At 45.2% G+C, this 24,878-nt stretch carries 19 protein-coding genes, 1 tRNA gene and 1 riboswitch; of the genes, 8 read left to right on the plus strand and 12 right to left on the minus strand.

Annotation, left to right across the window (positions count from 1 at the left end; translation table 11 throughout):
• Positions 1 to 150 precede the first annotated feature (150 nt).
• A tRNA-Asp gene (locus M9196_RS09775) sits at positions 151 to 227 on the plus strand.
• Positions 228 to 524: 297 nt separating this feature from the next.
• Here M9196_RS09775 and lysC read toward each other — a convergent pair.
• A complete protein-coding gene (gene lysC / locus M9196_RS09780; protein ID WP_250617361.1) occupies positions 525 to 1,874 on the minus strand; it encodes a lysine-sensitive aspartokinase 3 in 1,350 nt (449 codons plus the stop codon).
• 99 nt (positions 1,875 to 1,973) lie between these two features.
• Positions 1,974 to 2,151: riboswitch (Lysine riboswitch) on the minus strand.
• 184 nt (positions 2,152 to 2,335) lie between these two features.
• On the opposite strand from lysC, the gene M9196_RS09785 reads away from it, so the two are divergent.
• Entirely contained in the window at positions 2,336 to 3,454 is a 1,119-nt protein-coding gene (locus M9196_RS09785; RefSeq protein ID WP_250617362.1) for a pyridoxal-phosphate-dependent aminotransferase family protein, read from the plus strand.
• A gap of 93 nt (positions 3,455 to 3,547) precedes the next feature.
• Here M9196_RS09785 and M9196_RS09790 read toward each other — a convergent pair whose 3' ends face one another.
• The 3 genes from M9196_RS09790 to pepA all read right to left on the minus strand — a co-directional run bounded on the left by M9196_RS09790 (position 3,548) and on the right by pepA (position 8,521).
• Positions 3,548 to 6,421: a valine--tRNA ligase gene (locus M9196_RS09790; RefSeq protein ID WP_250617363.1), complete on the minus strand. Its 2,874-nt coding sequence runs from the start codon at positions 6,419 to 6,421 to the stop codon at positions 3,548 to 3,550.
• A 97-nt stretch (positions 6,422 to 6,518) separates the two neighbouring features.
• The gene (locus M9196_RS09795) at positions 6,519 to 6,974 is read right to left on the minus strand and encodes a DNA polymerase III subunit chi (protein WP_250617364.1); all 456 of its coding nucleotides are present in this window, start codon (positions 6,972 to 6,974) and stop codon (positions 6,519 to 6,521) included.
• A gap of 38 nt (positions 6,975 to 7,012) precedes the next feature.
• Positions 7,013 to 8,521 (minus strand): leucyl aminopeptidase, encoded by a 1,509-nt coding sequence (pepA, locus tag M9196_RS09800; RefSeq protein ID WP_250617365.1) that lies wholly within the window; start codon positions 8,519 to 8,521, stop codon positions 7,013 to 7,015.
• A 191-nt stretch (positions 8,522 to 8,712) separates the two neighbouring features.
• Between pepA and lptF the strand changes: the two genes are divergently transcribed.
• Together lptF and lptG are read left to right on the plus strand one after the other, a co-directional pair.
• On the plus strand, positions 8,713 to 9,828 hold the full coding sequence (lptF, locus tag M9196_RS09805; RefSeq protein ID WP_250617366.1) for an LPS export ABC transporter permease LptF: 1,116 nt from the start codon (positions 8,713 to 8,715) through the stop codon (positions 9,826 to 9,828).
• Positions 9,829 to 9,831: 3 nt separating this feature from the next.
• Entirely contained in the window at positions 9,832 to 10,902 is a 1,071-nt protein-coding gene (gene lptG / locus M9196_RS09810; protein WP_250617367.1) for an LPS export ABC transporter permease LptG, read from the plus strand.
• A gap of 106 nt (positions 10,903 to 11,008) precedes the next feature.
• On the opposite strand, the gene yacG is transcribed toward lptG, so the two are convergent.
• From yacG to nadC, 8 genes are all read right to left on the minus strand, one after another.
• On the minus strand, positions 11,009 to 11,206 hold the full coding sequence (gene yacG / locus M9196_RS09815; protein WP_250617368.1) for a DNA gyrase inhibitor YacG: 198 nt from the start codon (positions 11,204 to 11,206) through the stop codon (positions 11,009 to 11,011).
• 24 nt (positions 11,207 to 11,230) lie between these two features.
• Positions 11,231 to 11,971 (minus strand): cell division protein ZapD, encoded by a 741-nt coding sequence (zapD, locus tag M9196_RS09820; protein WP_250617369.1) that lies wholly within the window; start codon positions 11,969 to 11,971, stop codon positions 11,231 to 11,233.
• A 32-nt stretch (positions 11,972 to 12,003) separates the two neighbouring features.
• Positions 12,004 to 12,612 carry a dephospho-CoA kinase gene (gene coaE / locus M9196_RS09825; protein ID WP_250617370.1) on the minus strand — a complete coding sequence of 203 codons (609 nt, stop codon included), beginning with the start codon at positions 12,610 to 12,612 and terminating at the stop codon, positions 12,004 to 12,006.
• Positions 12,609 to 13,484 (minus strand): prepilin peptidase, encoded by an 876-nt coding sequence (locus M9196_RS09830; protein WP_250617371.1) that lies wholly within the window; start codon positions 13,482 to 13,484, stop codon positions 12,609 to 12,611. Before M9196_RS09830 ends, coaE begins: the two co-directional genes overlap by 4 nt.
• Before the next feature lie 41 nt (positions 13,485 to 13,525).
• Positions 13,526 to 14,752, minus strand: coding sequence for a type II secretion system F family protein (locus tag M9196_RS09835; protein ID WP_250617372.1), 1,227 nt, complete (start codon positions 14,750 to 14,752; stop codon positions 13,526 to 13,528).
• 77 nt (positions 14,753 to 14,829) lie between these two features.
• Positions 14,830 to 16,518, minus strand: a complete 1,689-nt coding sequence (gene pilB / locus M9196_RS09840; RefSeq protein ID WP_250617373.1) for a type IV-A pilus assembly ATPase PilB — start codon at positions 16,516 to 16,518, stop codon at positions 14,830 to 14,832.
• Positions 16,519 to 16,980, minus strand: coding sequence for a pilin (locus M9196_RS09845; RefSeq protein WP_406707660.1), 462 nt, complete (start codon positions 16,978 to 16,980; stop codon positions 16,519 to 16,521).
• 444 nt (positions 16,981 to 17,424) lie between these two features.
• Positions 17,425 to 18,315 carry a carboxylating nicotinate-nucleotide diphosphorylase gene (nadC, locus tag M9196_RS09850; RefSeq protein ID WP_250617374.1) on the minus strand — a complete coding sequence of 297 codons (891 nt, stop codon included), beginning with the start codon at positions 18,313 to 18,315 and terminating at the stop codon, positions 17,425 to 17,427.
• A 135-nt stretch (positions 18,316 to 18,450) separates the two neighbouring features.
• Between nadC and ampD the strand changes: the two genes are divergently transcribed.
• The 4 genes from ampD (at position 18,451) to aceF (ending at position 24,840) form a co-directional block, all read left to right on the plus strand.
• Positions 18,451 to 19,032: a 1,6-anhydro-N-acetylmuramyl-L-alanine amidase AmpD gene (gene ampD / locus M9196_RS09855; protein WP_250617375.1), complete on the plus strand. Its 582-nt coding sequence runs from the start codon at positions 18,451 to 18,453 to the stop codon at positions 19,030 to 19,032.
• A 401-nt stretch (positions 19,033 to 19,433) separates the two neighbouring features.
• Positions 19,434 to 20,201, plus strand: a complete 768-nt coding sequence (gene pdhR, locus M9196_RS09860; protein WP_250617376.1) for a pyruvate dehydrogenase complex transcriptional repressor PdhR — start codon at positions 19,434 to 19,436, stop codon at positions 20,199 to 20,201.
• Between the two features lie 62 nt (positions 20,202 to 20,263).
• Complete coding sequence (gene aceE, locus M9196_RS09865) at positions 20,264 to 22,927, plus strand: pyruvate dehydrogenase (acetyl-transferring), homodimeric type (RefSeq protein ID WP_250617377.1); 2,664 nt, start codon at positions 20,264 to 20,266, stop codon at positions 22,925 to 22,927.
• Between the two features lie 26 nt (positions 22,928 to 22,953).
• Positions 22,954 to 24,840 (plus strand): pyruvate dehydrogenase complex dihydrolipoyllysine-residue acetyltransferase, encoded by a 1,887-nt coding sequence (gene aceF / locus M9196_RS09870; RefSeq protein ID WP_250617378.1) that lies wholly within the window; start codon positions 22,954 to 22,956, stop codon positions 24,838 to 24,840.
• The last annotated feature ends 38 nt before the right edge of the window (positions 24,841 to 24,878 follow it).

Genomic DNA, 24,878 nt, shown 5'->3' on the forward strand with positions numbered 1-24,878 from the left:
CAGTAGCGCCGATGGTAGTGTGGGGTTTCCCCATGTGAGAGTAGGACATCGCCAGGCTTGTTTTCTTGTTTTTAGATTTTAAATAATCTAAAGGCAAAACTAAATAAAGCGACCAACGCTAAGACTTTATTTAGTAAAAGATACCACTGCGGAGTGGTAGTTCAGTTGGTTAGAATACCGGCCTGTCACGCCGGGGGTCGCGGGTTCGAGTCCCGTCCACTCCGCCATTTATACTAAGCCTTAGTCGAAAGACTAGGGCTTTTTTACGTCTGAAGAAAATTGTCAGTACTAGAGCGGGCTACTTACTTTACCTGAGATACCTGAGATACCTGTGCAGGTTCAAGTTTCGCCCATACCTTCATTTTTATTAGAGCGTTAAATTCGCAGGGCGGTTTCGAGATACTGGGGCTTTTTAAGTTCTGAAGCAAGCTATTATACTAATAGCTTGCTTCAACATTTGAGCATATAAAAAGCCTAAGCTCTTGGCCTAGGCTTACTGTTTAGTTTACTTAACTATCTGATAATTATTCAAATAAGTCGATATGTAGTCGTTTAACTGCTTCCTTTGCGACATCTGAGTCAAGCAAGAAACACAAGTTATGAGGACTAGCACCATAACAGATCATGCGCAGATTAAACTCCTCAAGTGTTCCAAATACCGCTTTAGCGGAACCCTTCTTTTCACTCATTTTATTACCGATCAATGCGATTAGGCTAAGGTCTTGTTTTACTTCGACGAGACACAGTTCTTCGAGCTCTTGCTTCACATCTAACGGTAGTTCAGGGGCCTTCCCACTGGTGTCTGTTTGATCGAGTGTTAATGAAACGCTCACTTCAGAAGTGGTAATAAGGTCTACCGAGATTTTGTGCTTGGCGAGTATGGTAAATACATCAGCTAAAAAACCGTAGGCTTGGAACATCTTAGGGTTACGTAATGTCACCATGGTTTGGTTATTTCTTAACGCTAACGCCCGAAAAAGTGGCGCACTTTCTACGGTTTGACGTACCCAAGTTCCGCCTTCTTGCGGGGCTTTCGAAGAGCCCACAAAAACGGGAATTTGATGTCTCAGCGCTGGCAATAATGTCGATGGATGGAGGATCTTGGCACCAAAGTTTGCCATTTCAGAAGCTTCACTAAAGCTGATTTCTGGAATAGGACGAGCGTTAGGGGCGATTCTAGGATCAGTAGTATAGATCCCAGGAACGTCAGTCCAGATCTCTAAGCCGCTTGCTTCGACAGCCTCTGCAATAAGGGCTGCACTATAATCGCTACCGCCACGACCTAATGTTGTGGTTTCACCATCCACATCGGCACCAATAAACCCTTGAGTGATGACAACATGTTTCTTACACAAAGGGATGAGGTTTTGCTCTGCAAGCGCTTTGGTTTGTTCTAGATTTGGTTCGGCTTTTCCATAAGTACTATCGGTTCTTAATACTTGGCGAATATCAAATCTGACCGCATCAATACCACGTTCTACCATTAGCTGAGAAAGAATGTGTGTAGACATTCTTTCTCCACATGCCACTAAATGGTCAGTCAGTTTGGCAGTGACATCAATACAGGCGACTTCCGATAATGTTGATATCTTTTCAATGAGTGCGTTAATGCGTGGCTCAATGGAGCTTGTATCCTTGAGTTGACTTAGTATCGCAAAGTGAATGTCTCTTAGTTTTTCGATAAGCGCTAAGCGCTCTTCATCACTTTTAACGCCATTGGCCAGTGAAACTAAGATATTCGTCACCCCTGAACATGCGCTGCTAACGACTAGTCTGGTTTCGGGGTTGTTTTCGATGATTTCAGCACAACGGCTCATGGCTTCGAAGTTGGCGACGCTTGTGCCACCAAATTTAGCTACATTGAATGCGCTCACAGTTTTCTCCAGGATATTCCAATAAGTAAAATTATAGGGTTAAGACCCAACGTCCGATGTTTGAAGAGAAATAAAGAGTAGAGGCATATGATATGAATCGACCTCAGAAGCTCTTCACCAATTTGGTTTGGTGACAGTTAAAGGGATTCAGCCCAGTTAACCGATAAACTAATCCATCAAATTTAGTTTATCTCGGCACTGCTCCCCATGAGTGTAATGTATTGGAGTTGAGGCTCCACATTGTCACTTGCCTGGGCAGTGCTCCTCTTCTGCTTGATAGCTTGTTTATTCAACGTTTTTGCGATGCAAATGTCAATGGACTGAGGCAATTTAATCAAAATACTACCCCTCAAATTTGTTACAAATTTGTTGATCTGATGCGTATTGTAGAACAAACTAGTTAGACTTAAAGATTCTTTATACCCAAGTAACTTCATTATTATTAGAAAAAAGGATTTTCGATGACGATTTCGAGCTTTGTACCCCCGCACAGAATACTCATGGGACCTGGGCCTTCAGATATCTACCCACAGGTATTACAGGCGCTTAGTCGCCCGACTATTGGCCATTTAGATCCACTGTTCATTGGCATGATGGATGAGTTAAAGGCATTACTTAAGTACGCATTTCAGACGGAGAATGAGTTTACGATTGCCGTTTCTGCCCCTGGGAGTGCAGGAATGGAAGCTTGCTTTGTTAACTTAATCGAGCCTGGGGACAAAGTCATTGTTTGCCGAAATGGTGTTTTCGGTGATCGTATGAAAGAAAATGTCATTCGTTGCGGTGGCGAAGCGATTGTCGTTGACGATGAATGGGGTAAGCCGGTTTCCGTTGAAAAAGTGCAGCAAGCTATTTCTGATAACCCAGATGCAGTGTTATTAGCATTTGTGCATGCAGAGACCTCTACTGGAGCGGTAAGCGATGCTAAGCAGCTAAGTCAGCTTGCGAAGCAAAATGGTATGCTCACGATTGTAGACGCGGTGACATCGCTTGGTGGCGTGCCTCTGCTCGTGGATGAGTGGCAACTTGATGCCGTATACTCTGGGAGTCAAAAATGTTTGTCTTGTGTTCCGGGACTATCCCCTGTGACGTTATCGCCCCTCGCGATTGAACGAATTAAAGCACGTAAAACGCCCGTTCAAAGCTGGTTCTTAGATCAAAGTTTGGTGTTAGGTTATTGGAGTGGAGAAGGTAAGCGTAGTTACCATCATACAGCGCCAGTGAATAGTCTTTATGCTTTGCATGAATCACTAGTGTTGTTGAAGAATGAAGGGTTAGAAAATGCATGGCAGCGTCATAAAGATATGCATAGCTTACTCGCCGATGGGCTAGAAAAATTAGGGCTGACTTTTGTGGTTGAAAAAGAGAGTCGATTACCACAGCTTAACGCAGTGTATTTCCCTGAGGGAATTGATGATGTGGCTGTGAGGCAGCAATTGCTTGAAGGCTACAACTTGGAAATTGGTGCGGGTTTAGGTGCATTGGCAGGTAAAGCTTGGCGGATCGGTTTAATGGGCTATGCGGCAAGAAAAGAGAATGTTGCCTTGTGTCTTAAAGCGCTGGAAACCGTGCTTAAATAGTTGATGATATTAAAAAGACCGAAAACGTTAGCTTTCGGTCTTTTTATTCAAACAACAAACTCAGATAAACAATATCGGTTTAATCGTGAGCCGTTATAGAGATGCAATCGTCTGTTTTTGCTCTTCAAGTTTAATTAACGTTTCTTTGTAGCCATCAAGCTTTTCACGTTCTTTTGCAATAACCGCTTCAGGTGCTTTGGCAACAAAACCTTCATTGCTTAGCTTCCCTTCAGTACGCTTAATTTCACCTTGAATCTTAGCCATTTCTTTATCGAGACGAGCAAGTTCTGCGTCTTTATCGATAAGCCCAGCCATCGGAATCATTAGTTCAGACTTACCAACAAGCTTGGTCGCACACGCTGGTGTGGCTTCGTTGTCAGCAAGAACTTTAATATCATCAAGTTTAGCAAGTGCATTAAGAACGATCTTATTCGCTTCAATACGAGCTGCATCTTTCTCATCAGCGACTTTAACCATCACTTCTAGGCCTTTGCTCGGTGCAATGTCATATTCAGCACGCAAGTTACGGATTGCCGTAATGAAAGTTTTAACCCACTCGATGTCATCAACGATCTCAGCATTGAAGTTATCTTCATTAAACTGAGGTAGCGCTTGAGTCATGATGGTCTCGCCTTCAACACCGTCTACTAGCGGCTTAACACTTTGCCAGATAGATTCAGTGATATAAGGAAGAACCGGGTGTGCAAGACGTAGCGTCTTCTCAAGAACCGTGATAAGCGTGTAACGCGTTGCTTGTTGCTGAGCTTCGCTACCTTTCCAAAGAACAGGTTTAGTTAGCTCTAGGTACCAGTCACAGAATTGGTTCCAGATGAACTCGTAAAGCGTGTTTGCTGCCATGTCTAGACGGTAGTTGTCTAGGTGAGCATTAAACTCTTTCGCTGCAACTTCAAACTGAGATTCAATCCACTTGTCTGCTAGAGAGAACTCCATGTTGGCACGGTCTTCTACAGACAGTGACATGCCACAGTCGTGCTCTTCTGTGTTCATCAGTACGTAACGGCTTGCGTTCCATAGCTTGTTACAGAAGTTACGGTAACCTTCAAGACGCTTCATATCCCAGTTGATGTCACGGCCAGTTGAAGCCATAGCAGCAAGCGTGAAACGCAGTGCGTCAGTACCGTAAGGTTCGATACCGTTTTCGAAAGTTTTGCGCGTTGCTTTTTCGATCTTAGCAGCCAGTTTAGGTTGCATCATGTTGCCACAACGCTTCTCCACTAGCTCTTCGAGGCCGATGCCGTCAATCATGTCGATTGGGTCAAGTACGTTACCTTTCGACTTAGACATCTTGTCGCCGTTTTCATCACGGATAAGACCCGTCATGTAAACCGTTTTGAAAGGGACTTGAGCTTTGCCATCTTCGTCTTTCACGAAGTGCATGGTCATCATGATCATACGAGCAACCCAGAAGAAGATAATATCAAAACCAGATACTAATACTTCAGATGGGTGGAATGTTTTCAGTGCTTCAGTATCTTCAGGCCAGCCTTGTGTGCCGAACGTCCAAAGCGCAGAAGAGAACCAGGTATCTAGAACGTCGTTGTCTTGCTTAAGGACAATAACAGGCGCTAGGTTGTTCTTTTCACGAACTTCTTCTTCAGTGCGACCGACGTAAACTTTACCATCGTTGTCGTACCATGCTGGGATACGGTGGCCCCACCAAAGTTGACGAGAGATACACCAGTCTTGCACGTCACGCATCCACGCGAAGTACATGTTTTCGTACTGCTTAGGTACGAATTGGATTTGACCATCTTCAACGGCTTTAACTGCAGGTTCTGCTAGAGGTGCTGTGCGCACGTACCATTGGTCAGTCAGCATTGGTTCGATAACTACGCCACCACGGTCGCCGTAAGGAACCGTTAGGTCGTGATCTTTGATCTCTTCAAGAAGACCAAGCTCTTTGAATTCAGCAACGATAGCTTTACGTGCAGCAAAACGCTCCATGCCTTGGTACTTAGCAGGGATGTCCGTTGAGTAAACATCGCTTTCTTCGCCGTTTGTTGTGAAGACTTCAGCAGCATCACGGATATCAGCGTTGAACGTTAGGATGTTGATCATTGGTAGGTTGTTGCGCTTACCCACTTCGTAATCGTTAAAGTCATGAGCTGGTGTGACTTTCACACAACCCGTGCCTTTTTCCATGTCTGCGTGCTCGTCGCCTACGATAGGGATAAGACGGTTTACAACTGGAAGTAGGATGTCTTTACCGATAAGATCTTTGTAACGAGGATCTTCTGGGTTAACAGCAACACCAGTATCGCCAAGCATGGTTTCTGGACGAGTCGTCGCAACAACGATGTAGTCTTTACCATCAGCCGTTTTAACACCGTTTGCTAGCGGGTAGCGGAAGTGCCACATGAAGCCTTTTTTGTCTTTGTTTTCAACTTCAAGATCTGAGATTGCAGTGTGCAGTTTAGGATCCCAGTTGACTAGACGCTTACCACGGTAGATTAGGTCTTCTTCGTATAGACGAACAAACACTTCTTGAGTCGCAGCCGATAGGCCGTCATCCATAGTGAATCGTTCACGATCCCAGTCTACAGATGCACCAAGACGACGAAGTTGTTGAGTGATCGTGCCGCCAGATTCGGCTTTCCATTCCCAAATTTTGTCGATGAAAGCTTCACGACCGTAGTCGTGTTTTGTTTTGCCTTCTTCTGCCGCAATTTTACGCTCTACAACCATTTGTGTAGCGATGCCTGCGTGGTCAGTACCCACCTGCCATAGCGTATTTTTACCTTTCATACGCTGAGCACGGATAAGTGTATCCATGATTGTATCTTGGAAGGCATGGCCCATGTGTAGGCTACCAGTGACGTTCGGTGGCGGGATCATGATGCTGTAAGCTTCTTTTGAAGTGTCACCGTGTGGCTTGAAGTAGCCTTTCTCTTCCCAAGCTTTATACAAAGCTTGTTCGATTGATGTTGGGTTATATGTCTTTTCCATAGCGTTCTGGATACTTAACTTATTAATACTGTGAAAGAAATCTGTCAAACCTTATAATTAAGCGTGATCATCGCTTACCTATAAGGATTGACCGTGATTAGGATTCAGTGTGCTGAATCTTGATGGTCTGTAGCTGGTAGCCTGCTTGACGGTAAATTTTATACCTTTCTCGAGCAAGTTGCTTAGCTTTTTCTTCGCAAGGCACGAAGTCTACCACTTGAGCGAATGTCTGGGCAAAGGTTGCGTGCGTCTCGGCAACATTTATCACCAACTGACGATTCCAACTTGGCTTTAAACCATCAAATCCAATCTCGACAGGGGTGCCATTTTTAGGCCCCTCACCAACTAAATTGTGAGCGATAAACGCGGCTGCATCAACTTGCCAAAAGTATTCGGCCCAAGCTTCTGCGGAGACTCGGTCGGTGGCATTGAGATAGATCTTGGCACCTTGGCCAGTAAAGTGTCGGCAAAGATAGTGAACATAAGCAAAAAAGCCTGGCTGTGTATTTTCCAAGCTTTCTTCTTCAACGATATAAAATGTTGCAGTTTGCATAGCTACCTAAAAAGTAAAAGGGCCGTTAGGCCCTTTTTTTATTCTTCAGTTTCGTGGCCACTTCGATTTAGTAAGAATTGGACAAGTAGGGAGACAGGACGACCTGTTGACCCTTTAGCTTTACCCGATTTCCAAGCTGTGCCTGCAATATCTAAGTGTGCCCAATGATACTTCTTCGTAAAGCGAGATAAGAAACAACCTGCGGTAATTGTGCCACCAGGACGGCCGCCAATATTCGCCATATCAGCGAATGGGCTACTTAGTTGTTCTTGGTACTCATCGGCCATTGGTAGGCGCCAAGCGCGATCGCCGGCTTGCTCTGAAGCGTTAACCAGCTCATGAGATAGCGGGTTATGGTTAGAAAGGACACCACTAATGTGATGACCTAGAGCGATAACACATGCACCAGTTAGTGTAGCAACATCGACGACACATTCAGGCTCAAAACGCTCGACGTAAGTGAGGGCATCACAAAGCACTAAGCGACCTTCTGCGTCGGTATTAAGCACTTCTACTGTTTGGCCTGACATCGTTGTTAGAATGTCACCAGGGCGATAAGCGTTACTGCCAGGCATGTTTTCACAGCCCGCAAGAATACCAATAACATTGATCGGTAGGTTCAACTTTGCCAAGGCTTTCATGGTACCCATCACGGACGCGGCACCACACATGTCATACTTCATTTCATCCATGCCTTCACCTGGCTTGAGTGAAATACCGCCTGAATCGAACGTTAAGCCTTTACCAATAAGTACAATCGGTTTCGCATCGGAATCTGGGTTGCCTTTGTATGCCATGATAGACATCAGGGATTCATTTTTAGAACCGCGTCCAACCGCTAGATAAGAGGTCATACCTAGCTTTTCCATCTCTTGCTCACCAATGATCTTGGTGGTCACGGTCTCGTAATCGTCAGCAAGACGACGAGCCTGAGACGCTAAGTAGGCAGGGTTTGCGATGTTCGGTGGCATGTTACCTAGGTCTTTCGACGTTTTCACACCTGATGCAATGGCAAGACCGTGAGAAATAGCCTTTTCACCAAGGTTTAACTCACGGCGTGTCGGCACGTTAAACACCAGTTTACGCAACGGGCGACGCGTTTCTGGTTTGTTGCTCTTGAATTGATCAAACGTGTAAAGACCATCTTTTGTCGCTTCAACCGCTTGACGCACTTTCCAGTACGTATCGCGACCTTTAACGTGCAGTTCTGTCAGGAAGCAGACGGCTTCCATAGAACCAGTTTCATTTAAAGTACTGATGGTTTTTTGGATAATCTCTTTGTATTGACGCTCACCCAGCTCACGTTCTTTGCCACAACCCACCAGAAGAACACGCTCAGAAAGCACGCCAGGTACTTGATGCAACAGTAGCATTTGCCCTGGTTTACCTTCTAGGTCACCACGGCGTAGCAAAGAGCTAATATAGCCATCACTGATTTTATCGAGTTGCTCTGCAACCGGAGAGAGACGACGTGGCTCAAATACGCCGACGACAATGCATGCACTGCGTTGCTTCTCTGGGCTGCCACTTTTAACACTAAACTCCATGCGTACTCCTACATCCTAAAGACAAATAGAACTAAATGTTGGATAATCAATTATCAAAGTTTGAATCATAGTCGTTAGTTCGGCCTATAATTGTAAGATAAAAAGTGATCCAAAAAGTAAAAAATAAAAGGTTTATCCGAAAACTATAGCGATTCAACCAAAAAAACAAGTTTTGTATAGGTGTTTTCACTGTGATTATTGTTAGATATTTGATCAGAGAAACAGTTAAGAGCCAATTAGCCATATTTTTTGTGCTCTTTTTAGTGTTTTTCAGCCGTCAATTTATCAATGTGCTTGCGGATGCTTCTGATGGAGATATTCCCGCTGGACTCATTATGACCCTTGTGGGGATCAGTATGCCGACGATGGGCTTACTGATGTTTCCATTAAGTATTTATATCGGCATTTTGGTAACGTTTGGGCGACTTTACGCCGAAAGTGAAATTACCGTTATGAACGCCACTGGGATTGGGAATAAGTTCCTGATTCGTGCGGCTATGTACTTGGCGGCGATCACATGTGCACTTGCTGCATTTAATGCATTTTGGTTGGCGCCTTGGACACAAGAGCAAGAAGTTCAAATACGAGAGAAATTGGCCTCAGAGAATTCAGTAGAATTATTACAAACGGGTCAATTCCAACGAACGCCAGACGGGACCTCGGTAATTTTTATCGATAGCATTAAAGATAAAAAACTTGAAAATGTGTTTGTCGCGCAACTTAGTCCCCGTGACACGGTTTTGCCGAGTGTCATTTCATCCCAATCGGGTGAAGTGAAAGAGCTCAGTGATGGCCGCCAGATTATCGCTTTGTATGATGGTGTGCGCTATGAAGGTGCGCCAACACGCTTAGAGTACATGGTGACGGAGTTTTCTGATTACGAAGGCATGATTGGGCAACGCGAAACGCAAGCCCGAGGGCGCTCTTGGATGGCGATACCAACATTGGATCTGATCTCTAATCCGGACCCCAAAGCGCAAGCTGAATTACATTGGCGAATTTCACTGGTCATTTGTATCCCGCTTCTGACGATGCTCGTGGTTCCGCTCTCCGCGGTGAACCCAAGACAAGGGAAGTTTGCCAAAATGGGGCCAGCTATTTTGGTTTATTTCACTTACTTTTTGGCGATCAGTGCCATGAAGTCATCGTTAGAAGATGGTTCTATCCCGTCTTACATCGGATTGTGGCCAATTAATATTGCTCTTTTGTTCACTGCCATTATGGTCAACGCTTATGACACGGTTGGCATGCGTAAGTTTCGCGAGAAATTTAGGCAGAAGCGTTACAAACGAAAAGAGGCAGCCTAATCCATGTTTAAAATTTTAGATGTCTATGTTGGCCGCACCATCATCACCACCATTTTGTTGGTACTGGCGGTATTTGTTGGTTTATCAGCGGTTATTAAATATGTAGAGCAATTGCGCTCTGTTGGCGAAGGTAGCTACGATCTCTTATCGGCATTGTATTTCGTGCTGCTAGGAATGCCGCGTGACATAGAGTTATTCTTTGCTATGGCATCACTGTTAGGCGCGTTGATCGGTTTAGGGATGCTGGCTAGCAGTTCAGAGCTTGTCGTCATGCAAGCTGCAGGTATATCAAAAGTGCGGATTGGTCTATCGGTACTAAAAACCGCAGTACCACTGATGATTATCGTGATGGCGCTAGGTGAATGGGGCGCCCCGACAACGCAACAGATGGCTCGAGACTTACGCTTACAAGCGACTTCAGGAGGCAGCATCGTTTCTGTGAGAAATGGTGTGTGGGCGCGCGATGGTAATGACTTTATTTTCATATCGAGTGTTAGTGACAACACCCTAACAGGGTTGAATCTTTGGCGGTTCGATGAAAATAAAAAGCTAACCAGCACTATTTTTGCAGAAAGCGCCGATTACATTGGTACAAATGGTTGGGTCATGAACGATGTTCAAGTCACCAACTTAGAGAACACCGAAGCCTTCACTAAAGAGACGTTTCCGACATATCAATGGGAAACGTCCTTAGTTCCGGATAAGTTGAAAGTCGTGACGGTTGATTTGAATGAATTGCCGATCAGTGGCTTATACGATTATATGAAATACTTAGACGCGTCCGAGCAAGACTCTTCTCGCTACGAGTTAGCGTTTTGGCGTAAAGCCACGCAGCCTATTTCGGTCGGCGTTATGATGTTGATGGCTCTATCGTTTGTTTTTGGTCCACTGCGTAGTGTTACGATGGGGGCTCGAATTCTGTCGGGTGTTGTTGCTGGATTTACCTTTTATATCTCAAGTGAATTCTTTGGGCCATTGAGCTTGGTCTATGGCATTCCGCCCGTCTTTGGCGCTCTGGGACCTAGTATCATTTTCTTGTTGATTGCGACGATGTTGCTGCGAAGAAAACTATAGTGGTATTGCGCCGCAAAGAGGCCGGTTAAGAATAAAAACGCGTTAAATAAAAAAGGCTGAGATGATTCTCAGCCTTTTTTATTATCTGCTTGATTGTACAGTTAGACTAGTACTGGTCTTCTGACCAACCGTCGCTGTCGGACATATCGGGGGCACCAGCGATGGCATTCTCTTCGTCAGCCCATTCGCCGAAATCAATCATTTGGCATTGTTTAGAGCAAAAAGGCCTGAACGGGCTTTCTTCTGCGCTCCATATCACATCGACCTTACATTGAGGGCACTGAACGATGGTTGGTTTACTCATAATTGGATCCACACTTCACATTGTTTAGCTGCAAACAGCCAGTTCAAATTCAACATCGTTAGGGTAGGCTTGTCCTGACTCAAAGGCAATAAACTTAATAGCAAATCGGTTTTTATGGCCTGAAATCATAGGGTAGACACCGCACTCCATTGGAATGGTGAGTCTTAGGATATTCGCTTCTTCGGCATCACTTTGATAAAAACCAGAGCGTGCAATCTGTGGCTTCGTTCGCCCAGTTTCTCGTGTGAGTTTTAACCACATACTGAGCGCGTTCATGAGAGGTTTGAGATTGCTGAGCCATTTCTCCGAATCGTGCATGCGTTTTTCTAAAGGCAGGTGGAGCCAATAGTGTAGGGACGGCAAATCGAAGCAACATGAGCCGCCTGGTAAACCAAAGCGTTGACGGATAGCACTAAGAAAACGGTCTTCTCTCAGTGACTGACCAAAACGTTCTGCCATCATGAGCTCTTTATGAACGACGTCGATGTCTCGAAGGAGGTTGCTTAGCATCTCTTGATCGACATCGTCGATGTTTAACCATGAACGATAGGTCTGTCTTTGTTTTTCAAGATCTTTTGCTAATTCACTCTTGAGCTGCATCTGCTCAAATATCTCCAGCAAATCAAAAAGTGATTTAAAGAAAATTTGGTGCTGATGACTGTCTGAAAATGACGAAGAATGCTGAAGCTGTCTCAGGAGAGATTCAACTCTTAGGTAAATTCTAGTTTTTTCATTAAGAGGATGTTCGAATCTATTTGTTGTCATTTCACTAGCCTTTAAACGCTTCCCTATTATTTTCACCGATTTTGACTGCACAATGCTAGGTACTTTTGGTGTAATTGTGTGACTTGGGACAAAAGTTGAGCGTTGTTCGTATTATTATCAATCACATCATCGGCATACGCTAGTCGAGTTTCTCGGTCAGCTTGTGAATTGAGTATAGAACGCACTTGTGATTCTGGTACACCGTCCCGTGTCATTGTTCGGTAAATTTGCGTTTCTTCTTGGACATCAACGACCAAGACGCGATCGGCCATGCTATTTAAGCCGTTTTCAACCAACAGCGGAACAACAAAAAGTGTGTAAGGGCTTTTTGAATTATCCAGTAAAACTTGCATGCGCTGGCGAATCATAGGGTGGAGTAACTGATTGATCCATTCCTTATCCTGCTCGCTAGCAAAAATACGCTCTCTTAGTGCTGTGCGATTCAATTCCCCGCTAGGCAGCAGTATTGATGGACCAAATTGCGCGGTTATAGCGTTAAGTCCGGGGGAGTCTTTTTCGACCACTTCTCGCGCCACTATATCGGCATCAACCAACTCGATATTAAACTCATCACGAAAAAGGTTCGCCACGGTGGTTTTCCCACTCGCTATCCCTCCAGTGAGTCCAATGACATAACTCATAAACTGGCTCCTACAACAGCAGTTAAATAATAATTGATGAGGGCATCTCCCCACAGTGCACAAACCCAGCCTGCGATGGCTAAATAAGGACCAAAAGGGAACGCCATATCAATGCCCTTTTTTTGTAGCCGAAGCTGGATGAGACCAAATATGACTCCGACCACTGAGGAAAGTAACACAATGATGGGAAGGTGTGCCCACCCTAACCATGCTCCTAACGCCGCCAGCAGTTTAAAGTCGCCATAGCCCATACCTTCTTTGCCTGTCAGTAGTTTAAATGCCCAATAGACAGACCAAAGACAGAGATAGCCAAGCATGGCGCCAATAACCGAGTCCATTAGAGAAATAGGCGAAATGCCGAATAACGCCAGTGAGATACCTGCCCACATAAGCGGCAATGTGAGCTGATCGGGCAGTAGCATAGTATCAAGGTCGATAAAAGTTGCCGCGATGAGTGTAAAAGTAAACGCAATCAAGGCGACGCTGTAAAGGCTGAACCCTAATTCAACTGCCACGACAGTGGCAAGTACAGCACTGAGCAATTCAATAATTGGGTAGCGTGCGCTTATTTTATTACCGCATTGGCGGCATTTACCTTGTAATAAGAGCCAGCTTAAAACGGGAATATTATCCACTATCCGTATTGCAGTTTGGCACTTGGGGCAGCTTGAGCGAGGAATACTCAGATTATAGTCACCTTTAGGTGGCTCAATGTGATATTCGGGAAAGGCTTCAGCACACTCTTGGCGCCAGCCTCTTTCCATCATGATGGGTAGACGGTGTATCACAACATTAAGAAAACTACCCACAATTAGGCCTACAATGGCGGCGAAGACTGAATAAAGCCAAGGATAATAGATAAAAACGTCCATTTTGAGTGCTAGCCTAAAGAATCAACAGGTTATTGCCTATGTTAGCCTATTACCGACATTAAGTTAAAGATAGGAAGGTACATTGCGACCACTAACCCTCCCACCATGGTTCCTAGAAAAACAATAATGAATGGCTCGAGTATTTTTCCGAGATTATCGACGGTGTTATCCACCTCAAATTCATAGATGGCTGCAATTTTATTTAGCATGTCATCGAGTTGCCCTGACTCTTCACCGATCATGACCATTTGTAGCACCATCTCGGGGAAGGCATTGGCATTACGCATGGCAAGGTGAATAGGGGTCCCGGCGACGACATCGCCATGAATCGAAAGAATGGATTGCTGATAATAGGTACAGTCAGCAGTTTTTGCACTGGCCTGAATACTCGACAAAATAGGGATCCCTGAGCTAAAGCTGGTGGCTAGGGTACGACTAAATTTGGCGATTGAAGCCTTGGTGATGATACCTCCTATGATGGGGATGCGAAGGGACAACCGACTGCTCTGCAATTTAAACGCCGCATTTTGCTTTCTTAATAAGCGAAAAGCGACCAGAGCGACGCCGATACTGAAGATAAGTATACTCCCGTTGTCTTGTAACCAATGAGAGGCTTGGAGCACTTGTAAGGTAAACCAAGGCAAGGTTGCGTTAAATCCGTTGAACATGCTTTCAAATTCTGGGATCACTTGCGTCAACATTAAAAAGGTGACGATGAAGGAGACTAAAAGCACCATGCCGGGGTAGATGAGAGCTTTGACGACTTTAGATTTCAGGGCTTCTTGCTTTTCTCTATACAGAGCGAGACGTTCGAAGACCGCGGGTAGGTTTCCCGATGTTTCACCGGTGGCAACCATGTCGACGTAGAAACTATCAAAATGCACACTGGTCATTTGCATGGCTCGTGAGATAGGTGTTCCTGCTTCAATCGATTTACAGATTTGTCCGAGAACAGATTTCATTTCCGCTTTGGTGTGGTTATCTGCGACCAATTTAAGCGCATGAATTATGGGAATGCCGGTACTTAACATGGTGGCAAGCTGACGTGTCAGCGTGGTGATATCTTGTCGTTGGATTCGATGAGTCAGCTTGGTCCAAAGTGATACGCTATGACGGGTGATTTTCTTAATTTGAACATGCTGACTTTTAAGCTTATCCCTGACCTCACTTTCTGTCATGGCAAGTGTATGTCCCGATACCTTTTTACCGGTGCTGTTGATACCTTTCCAGCGAAAGGTTTTTAGTGGGATCGCTTGTATTTTAGCCATTGTCGTTTCCTTCAAAGTGACAGAGAGCTTGTAGCGCAAAGGCAGTGATGTCGAACCTAACTCTTAAAATACATGGCCTAGAAATAGAGAACCCGCTGCAGCTCTTTAAAGCTGGTCATCCCTTGTTCAAGCTTAGTGACCCCGGATTGCTTTAAGGTGAGCATGCCTTGCGACTTGGCGATAGACTCTAGCTCTTGAATGCTTGCCTGTTGCATGACGGCCTCTGCGAGTTCTGCCGTAAAGGGCATGACTTCGTAAATGCCCGTCCGTCCTGAGTAGCCATGATTGCAAGCGTTGCAGCCTTTTTCATTAGCCTGATAAATGGTGTTCGATGGTGATAAAGCGAGGTTGTGCTGTAACCCAATTGGCAGCACTTCAGGCGTTTTACAGTGATTGCAGAGTTTACGAGCCAGTCGCTGAGCGATGATCAAAGATAATGATGAAGCCAGGTTGAAAGCATCGATGCCCATGTTCTGTAATCGAACTATGGTTTCAATCGCAGAGTTGGTGTGCAAGGTGGACAAAACTAAGTGGCCGGTTTGCGCGGCTTTTACCGCAATTTCTGCGGTGTCAAAATCTCGAACTTCCCCCACCATGACAATATCGGGGTCTTGCCTTAAGAATGATCGCAGTGCCTCTGGGAAACCAAAGCCAATTTTAGGGTTTACTTGTACTTGGTTGATGCCATCAAGATGGATCTCGATAGGATCTTCTGCCGTTGAAATATTACGATCGGGAGTATTGAGAATACTCAAACCGGTATACAGAGAGACGGTTTTTCCGCTACCAGTAGGGCCGGTGATGAGGATCATGCCTTGCGGCTTTTTAAGGGCATTAAGGTAAAGCGTGCGTTGTTGTGACGTATAGCCAAGTTGATCAATGTTTAAGTTGGCTGATCCGCCATCAAGGATCCGCAAAACAATCTTTTCCCCCCACATTGTTGGTAGGGTGGAGACTCGCATATCTACGGCGGCGCTGTCAGAGAGTTTGAGTTTAATTCGTCCATCTTGTGGCAAGCGACGTTCGGCAATATCAAGCTTGGCCAAAATTTTAATACGGGCAGAAAGACGTCGGCTGAGGTGACTGGCGGGTTGGTGGGTTTCAATTAATATGCCGTCACAGCGTAATCGAATACGATAGACGTGTTCATAGGGTTCAAAGTGAATGTCGGAGGCTTTCTTTCGAACCGCGTCAATGAGAACTTGTTGTATAAAACGGCTAACAGGCGATTCATCAAGGCTTAAGTCTTCGATATTATCCAGTTCAGCATCGGTGACTTGCACTAAGTTGGCTAGGTCATCGGAAGTGAGGTCTTTACTGCTATTTTGCCAACTATCGCCCGTTTCTCCGTACATACGCCGAATGGCGGCGCGAATGTCTTGATGGCTCGCTAACACCAGCTCAATCTGCATTCCCGTGGCAAAGCGAAAGTCATTTTCGACATGTTGTAAGGTCGGGTCAGCAATGGCGATGGTGAGTACGCCATTACATTGAGATAAGGGTAAGGCGTTGTGGGTCGTGATGGCATCGCGTAGCCCTAAGCGTTGGCAAAGCTCGGTAAAATCAAAGCGATGAATAGGCGTCACCGCCAGCCCGAATAATACACTCAGCTGGTGGGTGAATTCCTGTGGCGTGAATAGATTCAACTCAAGCACCGCATCGGGTGCGGAACAGCCCGATGTGGCGATGAGATCTAACACCGACTCCGCTTGCGACGCACTAATTAGACTAGCGTGCTGTAAAATAGAGGGGAGATTGGATTGCATTTATAGACTTGAGTCTTCAGAGCAACCTTTTGGCAAGATTCCTGAGTTCGAAGAGGCTGTACTTTTGCAACTCCAGCCACCATTCTCATCTCTAACTAATCCAAGTTTTTGCCCCTTAACTGACGGGCTAGAATTTGGTATGTCAGAGAATGTGATTATAACTGTTCCAGCGGCACTAGCTGAACCCTGAGCTGTAGTAATGGCATTACTTATAGAAGATGGAAAACCAAGTAATTCTTTAACACCTGCCTGACTAGAGTTTGGGAAACTTCCTTTTTCAAGGGTGTATGTTTCAACGTTGGTTTTTAAACCAGATAGTGTTGCTAAAGCCGAAGCTGCTTCCGATTTACCGACATATTTTTGATACTGAGGAAGAGCAACTGCTGCCAATACCCCAATCACCGCGACTACAATCATTAACTCGATCAAGGTAAAACCTTGTTGTTTATTCATTTTTCTCATTATTTTGTCCTTAAAATAGTCATGTCTAGCTACAGTAGAGAGCAGGCCATACGCAATAAAGCGCACAATGATTGAGCTACGAGTGAGTTGGGAAATTTTTGGAATGTGTTGCAAGGTGTGCAGGCGAGGTTGCGAGTGGGGTTGGAGTTTGGGTTGTAAGGGGAGGAAGAGCGGTTCTATGGTTTAGGGGAAGAGCTGTTCCTAGTTCCTAGATGGGGATACTGAATTAACAGTATTATTTGACAGATAGAGCATTAAACGTAGTCTGGGACCATAGGACCATAGGACCATAGGACCATAGGACCATAGGACCATAGGACCATAGGACCATAGGACCATAGGACCATAAACATAAAAAAAGCGAAGTCTAATCAGACTCCGCTCAGTTTATTTTTCCTCCAGGACCCAGGACCCAGGACCCAGGACCCAGCTCTTAAACCGCTCTTACCCCTTAAACCTCATCGATAAATCCATCGCTTTCAAATGCTTCGTCAGCGCGCCAACCGAAATATAATCTACTCCTGTCTCGGCAAACTCTTTGATGGTGTCCATCGTGACGTTCCCTGAGTTTTCTAGTGCAGCGCGGCCCGCGTTGATTTTCACAGCTTCACGCATCATGTCGGTCGTAAAGTTATCCAGCATGATGATGTCTGCCCCTGCTTCAATGGCTTGGTTTAACTCTTCCAGTGACTCTGTTTCGACTTCAACGGGTTTGCCAGGGTTTAATTGCTTAGCCGTTGTGATGGCTTTGGTGATCCCACCGCAAGCGATGATGTGGTTTTCTTTAATTAAATAGGCATCAAATACACCAATACGGTGGTTGAAACCACCACCACAGGCGACGGCATATTTCAGTGCGCTACGCAGACCTGGGATAGTCTTACGAGTATCCAATAAGCGGCACTGTGTGTGGGCAATCTTTTCTGCATACTGGGCAGTAATAGTCGCGCAACCAGAGAGTGTTTGGATGAAATTCATCGCATTGCGTTCACCTGTTAATAGAATGCGAGCTGGGCCTGACATAGTGCAAAGAACTTGGTTAGGTTCCACCTTGTCGCCATCATTAACATGCCAATCAATGGTGACTTCACCACCGAGTTGTTTGAACACTTCGTCCGCCCACATTTTGCCACAAAAAACACCGTGCTCACGGGTAATAATCGTCGCGACATTTTGCGTTTCTGCAGGGATTAAGCGGGTGGTGATGTCGGCGCTTGCATCTAGCGTTCCGCCCAAGTCTTCACGAAGTGTATCGGCGACGGCACGAGTAATTTCAGTAGGAAGTTGCTGCTTTAAATACTCGAGGCGTTCTTGGCTGTTATGTGTGTTTTTCATCGCTTAAGGAGTCTATATGGGGGAACAAAGTGGGCATGATACTCTGGCTTGTGCGTAATTTCAGCATCAATTCTCGCATTTTATTGGTTGTTAGATAAAATCATAGCGAACCTTGTGCAGATGGACATCATTAGTATGCAAAACACCAATACGACTCGACGTGAAGCCGCCACATTTACGGTCGATGAACAGGGCTGGTATTTACCGGCTCGACGCGTGCCATCACCACACTTTGACGCTCGAAGTGATGAGCAAGACATCTCTTTGCTGGTGGTGCACAACATCAGTTTGCCGCCAGGGCAATTTGGTGGCGATCACATTGAGTCATTTTTCCAAGGTACTCTTGATGCGAGCCTTCATCCGTTTTTTAAAGTTATCGAGAATGTGCGCGTTTCCGCCCATTGTCTCATTCGTCGTGACGGAGAGGTCGTGCAGTTTGTCCCGTTCTCTGCGCGTGCTTGGCATGCTGGTGTATCGAGTTTTGCTGGGAGAGACAAATGCAACGATTACTCAATTGGTATCGAGTTAGAAGGGACAGACTTTCTTCCGTATAGCCAGGAGCAATATCAGAGCTTGGCTGAACTAACAACGGCTATTTTGTCGCAGTACCCGCAAATTACCCCCGAACGAATAACGGGGCACCAATATATTGCCCCTCTAAGAAAGACTGATCCTGGGTTGGTTTTTGATTGGACTCGCTTTAAGCAGAGTCTTTAAACAGAGTTTGTGACAAAATGTTATTACTACCAATGGGTTAGAACACCGACTGCCATTATATTTATTTTGTTACTCAAATTATAAAAAATTGCTCGCACATCTTTTACCTTCTCTTTTTGATATAAATCAAATTCACATCACTAAATTTTTCTTCCTTACTTATTGATTTCTAATGGTTTTACTAGCACGAGAAATGCCCGATAGGTTTCTTGTATGTAATTGGTCTGACCAAAGGTGTTGATGTTTTAATCTATAAATGTTTCAGGGCTGTTAACGTCGGCCTGCTTCTATGATGTGAATCAATTTTTCGCTAGACATTTGCGTTTTAAATGTGTTAATTTTTAGCCCAACTTGAAATTGGTAATACCAATTGACTGCATAAGAAAAGTAGAACTATAGCCATGGCTTATCAAAGGATTCGTCAGCCCAAACTTTCGGATGTTATCGAACAGGAACTTGAGCGGCTGATCGTCGAAGGAACACTTTCTGCGGGGCAACAATTGCCTCCTGAACGTGAACTGGCAAAACAATTTGATGTTTCTCGACCTTCAATTCGAGAAGCAATTCAGCGCTTGGAAGCAAAGCGCCTGCTGACTCGAAGACAGGGTGGCGGTACGTTTGTCAGTGACAACATATGGAAAAGTTTTTCAGATCCTTTGCTAGAACTCCTTTCATCTCATAATGAAACACAGCTTGACTTGCTAGAAGCTCGTCACGCAATGGAAGGCATTTCAGCTTATTTTGCAGCATTGCGTGGTACAGAAGAAGATTTCGCTCAGATAGAAAGCTGTTTAGCCAATATCAGTGAAGTGCAGGAAAAGCAGGATGTAGAGGCAGAAGCGTCGGCCGTAATGGCGTTTCTTATTGCCTTAACAGAAGCGGCTCATAATGTGGTTTTATTGCATATTATCCGAAGCTTAGCTCCACTACTTGAGCAAAATGTTCTACAAAATTTAAAGTTATTACATCGCCGCACTGAAGTGTCGGAGAAAGTCAGTAAACATAGAGCTAATATTGTGGATGCGATTGTTTCTGGTCAGCCAGAAAAGGCACGAGAAATGTCGCACTCTCATTTAGCGTATATCGAAGAAACATTGTTGGATTTGACGCGCGAAGAATCACGCCGAGAGCGCTCTTTACGTCGAATTCAGCAGGGTAATGAGTCGTAATAAAACGACTCATTAAATGTTTAGTATTTAGTAGAATCTAACTAACAAAAGGATAGATCGCCATGTCTGACATGAAGCATGACGTTGATGCTCTAGAAACCCAAGATTGGTTACAAGCACTAGAGTCAGTAGTACGCGAAGAAGGCGTAGAACGCGCACAATATTTACTAGAACAAGTTCTAGATAAAGCACGTTTAGACGGTGTTGATATGCCAACCGGTATTAACACTAACTACATCAACACCATTCCAGCAGCACAAGAGCCAGCTTACCCAGGTGACGTGACTCTTGAGCGCCGTATTCGTTCGATTATTCGCTGGAACGCAATCATGATCGTATTGCGTGCTTCTAAGAAAGACCTAGACCTTGGTGGTCACATGGCTTCTTACCAGTCAGCAGCAGCGTTCTACGAAGTCTGTTTCAACCACTTCTTCCGTGCAGCAAACGAGACAGACGGTGGCGATCTAGTTTACTACCAAGGTCACATCTCTCCAGGTATCTACTCTCGTGCGTTCGTTGAAGGTCGTCTAACTGAAGAGCAGCTAGATAACTTCCGTCAAGAAGTGGATGGTAAAGGTATCCCTTCTTACCCGCACCCGAAACTGATGCCTGAGTTCTGGCAGTTCCCAACGGTATCTATGGGTCTTGGTCCAATTTCAGCTATTTACCAAGCACGCTTCCTTAAGTACCTAAACGGTCGTGGTCTAAAAGACACGTCTGCACAGCGTGTCTACGCTTTCTTAGGTGACGGTGAGATGGATGAGCCAGAATCACGTGGTTCTCTATCTTTCGCTGCGCGTGAGAAGTTAGATAACTTATGTTTCCTAGTAAACTGTAACCTTCAGCGTCTAGATGGCCCTGTAATGGGTAACGGTAGCATCATTCAAGAACTTGAAGGCCTATTCAAAGGTGCAGGTTGGAACGTTGTTAAAGTTATCTGGGGTAACAATTGGGATGCTCTACTAGCTAAAGACACCACTGGTAAACTTCTTCAGTTGATGAACGAAACTATCGATGGTGATTACCAAACATTCAAATCTAAAGATGGCGCCTACGTACGTGAGCACTTCTTTGGTAAGTACCCTGAAACCGCAGCACTTGTTTCTGACATGACTGATGAGCAGATCTTTGAATTGAAGCGTGGTGGTCACGATTCTTCGAAGCTATTCGCCGCGTTCAACAATGCGAAAGAAACGAACGGAAAGCCAACTGTAATCCTAGCTAAGACGGTTAAAGGTTACGGTATGGGTGAAGCTGCTGAAGGTAAAAACATCGCTCACGGTGTTAAGAAAATGGACATGACTCACGTACAGTACCTGCGTGATCGTCTAGGCCTACAAGATATCCTTTCTGATGAGAAAGTAGCAGAACTTCCGTACCTGAAGCTTGAAGAAGGTTCAGCTGAATACGAATACCTGCACGCTCGTCGTAAAGAACTAAAAGGTTACACACCAGCACGTCTGCCTAAGTTCTCTCAAGAATTTAAAGTGCCTGAGCTAGATGCATTTGCTCCACTACTTGGTGAGCAGAAGCGTGACATCTCTACAACGATGGCATACGTACGTACTCTAAACATCCTACTGAAAGACAAGAACATCGGTAAGAACATCGTTCCTATCATCTGTGATGAAGCTCGTACATTCGGTATGGAAGGTCTATTCCGTCAGGTTGGTATCTACAACCCACACGGTCAAGAATACACACCTGAAGATAAAGGCATAGTTTCTTACTACAAAGAAGCAACGTCTGGTCAAGTTCTTCAAGAAGGTATCAACGAACTAGGTTCTATGGCTTCATGGGTTGCAGCAGCAACATCATACAGCACCAACGACCTACCAATGATCCCGTTCTATATCTACTACTCAATGTTCGGTTTCCAACGTATCGGTGACATGGCATGGCTAGCAGGTGACCAACAAGCTCGTGGTTTCCTATTGGGTGCGACAGCTGGTCGTACAACACTGAACGGTGAAGGTCTACAGCACGAAGATGGTCACTCGCACATCCAAGCGAACACTATCCCTAACTGTATCTCTTATGACCCAACGTTCGCTTACGAGCTAGCGGTTATCATGCAAGACGGTATCCGTCGCATGTACGGTGAGAACCAAGAGAACGTTTACTACTACCTAACAGTAATGAACGAGAACTACACAATGCCAGCAATGCCAGAAGGCGCTGAAGAAGGCATCCGTAAAGGTATCTACAAGCTTGAATCTCACGCTGGTGCTAAGGGCAAAGTTCAACTAATGAGCTCTGGTACTATCATGAACGAAGCGCGTAAAGCGGCTGAAATTCTAAGCGAAGAGTACGGCGTAGCATCTGACGTATTCTCTGTAACGTCGTTCAACGAACTAACTCGTGACGGCCAAGCGGTAGAGCGTGACAACATGCTTCACCCAGAAGCTGAAGAGAAAGTACCGTACATCACGACTGTTCTTGGTAAAGAACCTGCAATCGCAGTGACGGATTACATGAAGAACTACGCTGAGCAAGTACGTGCGTACATGCCAACTGAGTCTTACAAAGTACTTGGTACAGATGGTTTCGGCCGTTCTGACAGCCGTGCAAACCTACGTCGCCACTTCGAAGTTAATGCTGGCTACATCGTAGTTGCAGCTCTAACTGAACTGGCTAAACGCGGTGATATCGAGAAATCTGTAGTTGTTGAAGCAATTGCTAAATTCGATATCGACACTGAAAAAACTAACCCGCAATACGCATAAGACTGGCATTAAGGTAGGTAAATACAATGACAATCGAAATTAATGTACCAGACATCGGTGCTGACGAGGTTGAAGTAACTGAGATTCTTGTAAACGTTGGCGACAAGGTTGAAGAAGAACAGTCACTGATCACTGTTGAAGGTGATAAAGCTTCAATGGAAGTTCCTGCGTCTCAAGCGGGTATCGTTAAAGAAATCAAAGTAGCGGAAGGCGATTCTGTTTCTACTGGTTCTCTTATCATGATCTTCGAAGCAGAAGGTGCTGCAGCAGCACCGGCTGCGCCAGCAGTTGAAGCAGCGGCACCCGTTGCAGCTGCTCCTGCAGCGGCGGCTGAGCTTAAAGAAGTTCACGTTCCTGACATCGGCGGTGATGAAGTTGAAGTCACTGAAATCATGGTTGCTATCGGTGACGCTGTAGAAGAAGAGCAATCTCTTCTTACTGTTGAAGGTGACAAGGCTTCAATGGAAGTGCCTGCACCATTCGCTGGTATCGTTAAAGAAATCAAGATCGCTTCTGGTGATTCAGTATCTACTGGTTCTCTAGTCATGGTATTTGAAGTGGCAGGTTCTGGCGCTCCAGTTGCAGCAGCTCCTGTTCCAGCGGCAGCACCAGTTGCAGCGGCTCCAGCAGCATCAGCTGAAAAAGAAGTCAACGTTCCTGATATCGGTGGTGACGAAGTAGAAGTTACTGAAATCATGGTAGCGGTTGGCGATACAGTAGAAGAAGAGCAATCTCTAATTACTGTTGAAGGTGACAAAGCGTCAATGGAAGTACCTGCACCATTCGCTGGTACGGTAAAAGAAATTAAGATTGCAGCGGGCGATACCGTGTCAACTGGCTCTCTTATCATGACATTTGTTGTGGCCGGCGCTCCGGTTGAAGTTGCAGCGCCTGTTGCTCAAGCAGCGCCTGCACCAGCAGCGGCTCCTGCAGCAGCTAAAGCTGAAGCACCAGTAGCAAACGACTTCCAAGAAAACAACGATTACGCTCACGCTTCTCCAGTTGTGCGTCGTCTTGCTCGTGAATTCGGTGTAAACCTTTCTAAAGTTAAAGGTTCAGGTCGTAAGAGCCGTATCTTGAAAGAAGACGTTCAGTCTTACGTGAAAGAAGCGCTTAAACGTCTTGAGTCTGGTGCTGCTGCATCTGGTAAAGGCGGTGATGGTTCAGCGCTTGGCCTACTACCTTGGCCAAAAGTGGACTTCAGCAAGTTTGGTGAGACAGAAGTTCAAAAACTGTCTAAAATCAAAAAAATCTCAGGTGCTAACCTGCACCGTAACTGGGTAATGATTCCACATGTTACACAGTGGGATAATGCTGATATCACAGCACTTGAAGCATTCCGTAAAGAACAAAACGCGATTGAAGCGAAGAAAGATACCGGCATGAAGATCACACCACTTGTGTTCATCATGAAAGCGGTCGCGAAAGCATTAGAGGCATTCCCTGCATTTAACTCTTCACTGTCTGAAGATGGTGAAAGCATCATTCTGAAGAAATACGTGAATGTTGGTATTGCGGTGGATACACCAAATGGTTTAGTTGTTCCAGTCTTTAAAGATGTGAACAAAAAAGGCATCTACGAGCTATCGGAAGAACTTGCGGTAGTTTCTAAGAAAGCACGTTCTGGTAAATTGACAGCAGCCGATATGCAAGGTGGTTGTTTCACTATCTCTAGCCTAGGTGGCATTGGTGGTACTGCATTTACGCCAATCGTAAATGCACCAGAAGTTGGTATCTTAGGGGTATCTAAGTCTGAAATGAAACCTGTATGGAACGGTAAAGAGTTTGAACCGCGTCTACAGCTACCGCTTTCTCTATCATACGATCACCGTGTGATTGACGGCGCGGAAGGTGCGCGTTTCATTACTTACTTAAACAGCTGTTTGAGCGATATTCGTCGTTTGGTACTGTAAGTAATAGTTAGAAAGTAGGGCGGCCTAAACAGCCGCCC

Origin of the sequence: Vibrio methylphosphonaticus (genome assembly GCF_023634655.1) — a bacterium.
Lineage (GTDB): Bacteria > Pseudomonadota > Gammaproteobacteria > Enterobacterales > Vibrionaceae > Vibrio > Vibrio methylphosphonaticus.

Excerpts from the sequence above, each read along its gene's own strand:
- ampD (WP_250617375.1), top strand. The coding sequence starts at position 18,451 with ATGCAAAACACCAATACGACTCGACGTGAAGCCGCCACATTTACGGTC.
- M9196_RS09795 (WP_250617364.1), bottom strand. The coding sequence starts at position 6,974 with ATGCAAACTGCAACATTTTATATCGTTGAAGAAGAAAGCTTGGAAAAT.
- pilB (WP_250617373.1), bottom strand. The coding sequence starts at position 16,518 with ATGCAATCCAATCTCCCCTCTATTTTACAGCACGCTAGTCTAATTAGT.
- yacG (WP_250617368.1), bottom strand. The coding sequence starts at position 11,206 with ATGAGTAAACCAACCATCGTTCAGTGCCCTCAATGTAAGGTCGATGTG.
- coaE (WP_250617370.1), bottom strand. The coding sequence starts at position 12,612 with ATGAGTTATGTCATTGGACTCACTGGAGGGATAGCGAGTGGGAAAACC.
- lptG (WP_250617367.1), top strand. The coding sequence starts at position 9,832 with ATGTTTAAAATTTTAGATGTCTATGTTGGCCGCACCATCATCACCACC.
- M9196_RS09830 (WP_250617371.1), bottom strand. The coding sequence starts at position 13,484 with ATGGACGTTTTTATCTATTATCCTTGGCTTTATTCAGTCTTCGCCGCC.
- aceF (WP_250617378.1), top strand. The coding sequence starts at position 22,954 with ATGACAATCGAAATTAATGTACCAGACATCGGTGCTGACGAGGTTGAA.
- M9196_RS09785 (WP_250617362.1), top strand. The coding sequence starts at position 2,336 with ATGACGATTTCGAGCTTTGTACCCCCGCACAGAATACTCATGGGACCT.
- aceE (WP_250617377.1), top strand. The coding sequence starts at position 20,264 with ATGTCTGACATGAAGCATGACGTTGATGCTCTAGAAACCCAAGATTGG.
- pdhR (WP_250617376.1), top strand. The coding sequence starts at position 19,434 with ATGGCTTATCAAAGGATTCGTCAGCCCAAACTTTCGGATGTTATCGAA.
- pepA (WP_250617365.1), bottom strand. The coding sequence starts at position 8,521 with ATGGAGTTTAGTGTTAAAAGTGGCAGCCCAGAGAAGCAACGCAGTGCA.
- zapD (WP_250617369.1), bottom strand. The coding sequence starts at position 11,971 with ATGACAACAAATAGATTCGAACATCCTCTTAATGAAAAAACTAGAATT.
- M9196_RS09835 (WP_250617372.1), bottom strand. The coding sequence starts at position 14,752 with ATGGCTAAAATACAAGCGATCCCACTAAAAACCTTTCGCTGGAAAGGT.
- M9196_RS09790 (WP_250617363.1), bottom strand. The coding sequence starts at position 6,421 with ATGGAAAAGACATATAACCCAACATCAATCGAACAAGCTTTGTATAAA.
- nadC (WP_250617374.1), bottom strand. The coding sequence starts at position 18,315 with ATGAAAAACACACATAACAGCCAAGAACGCCTCGAGTATTTAAAGCAG.
- M9196_RS09845 (WP_406707660.1), bottom strand. The coding sequence starts at position 16,980 with ATGAGAAAAATGAATAAACAACAAGGTTTTACCTTGATCGAGTTAATG.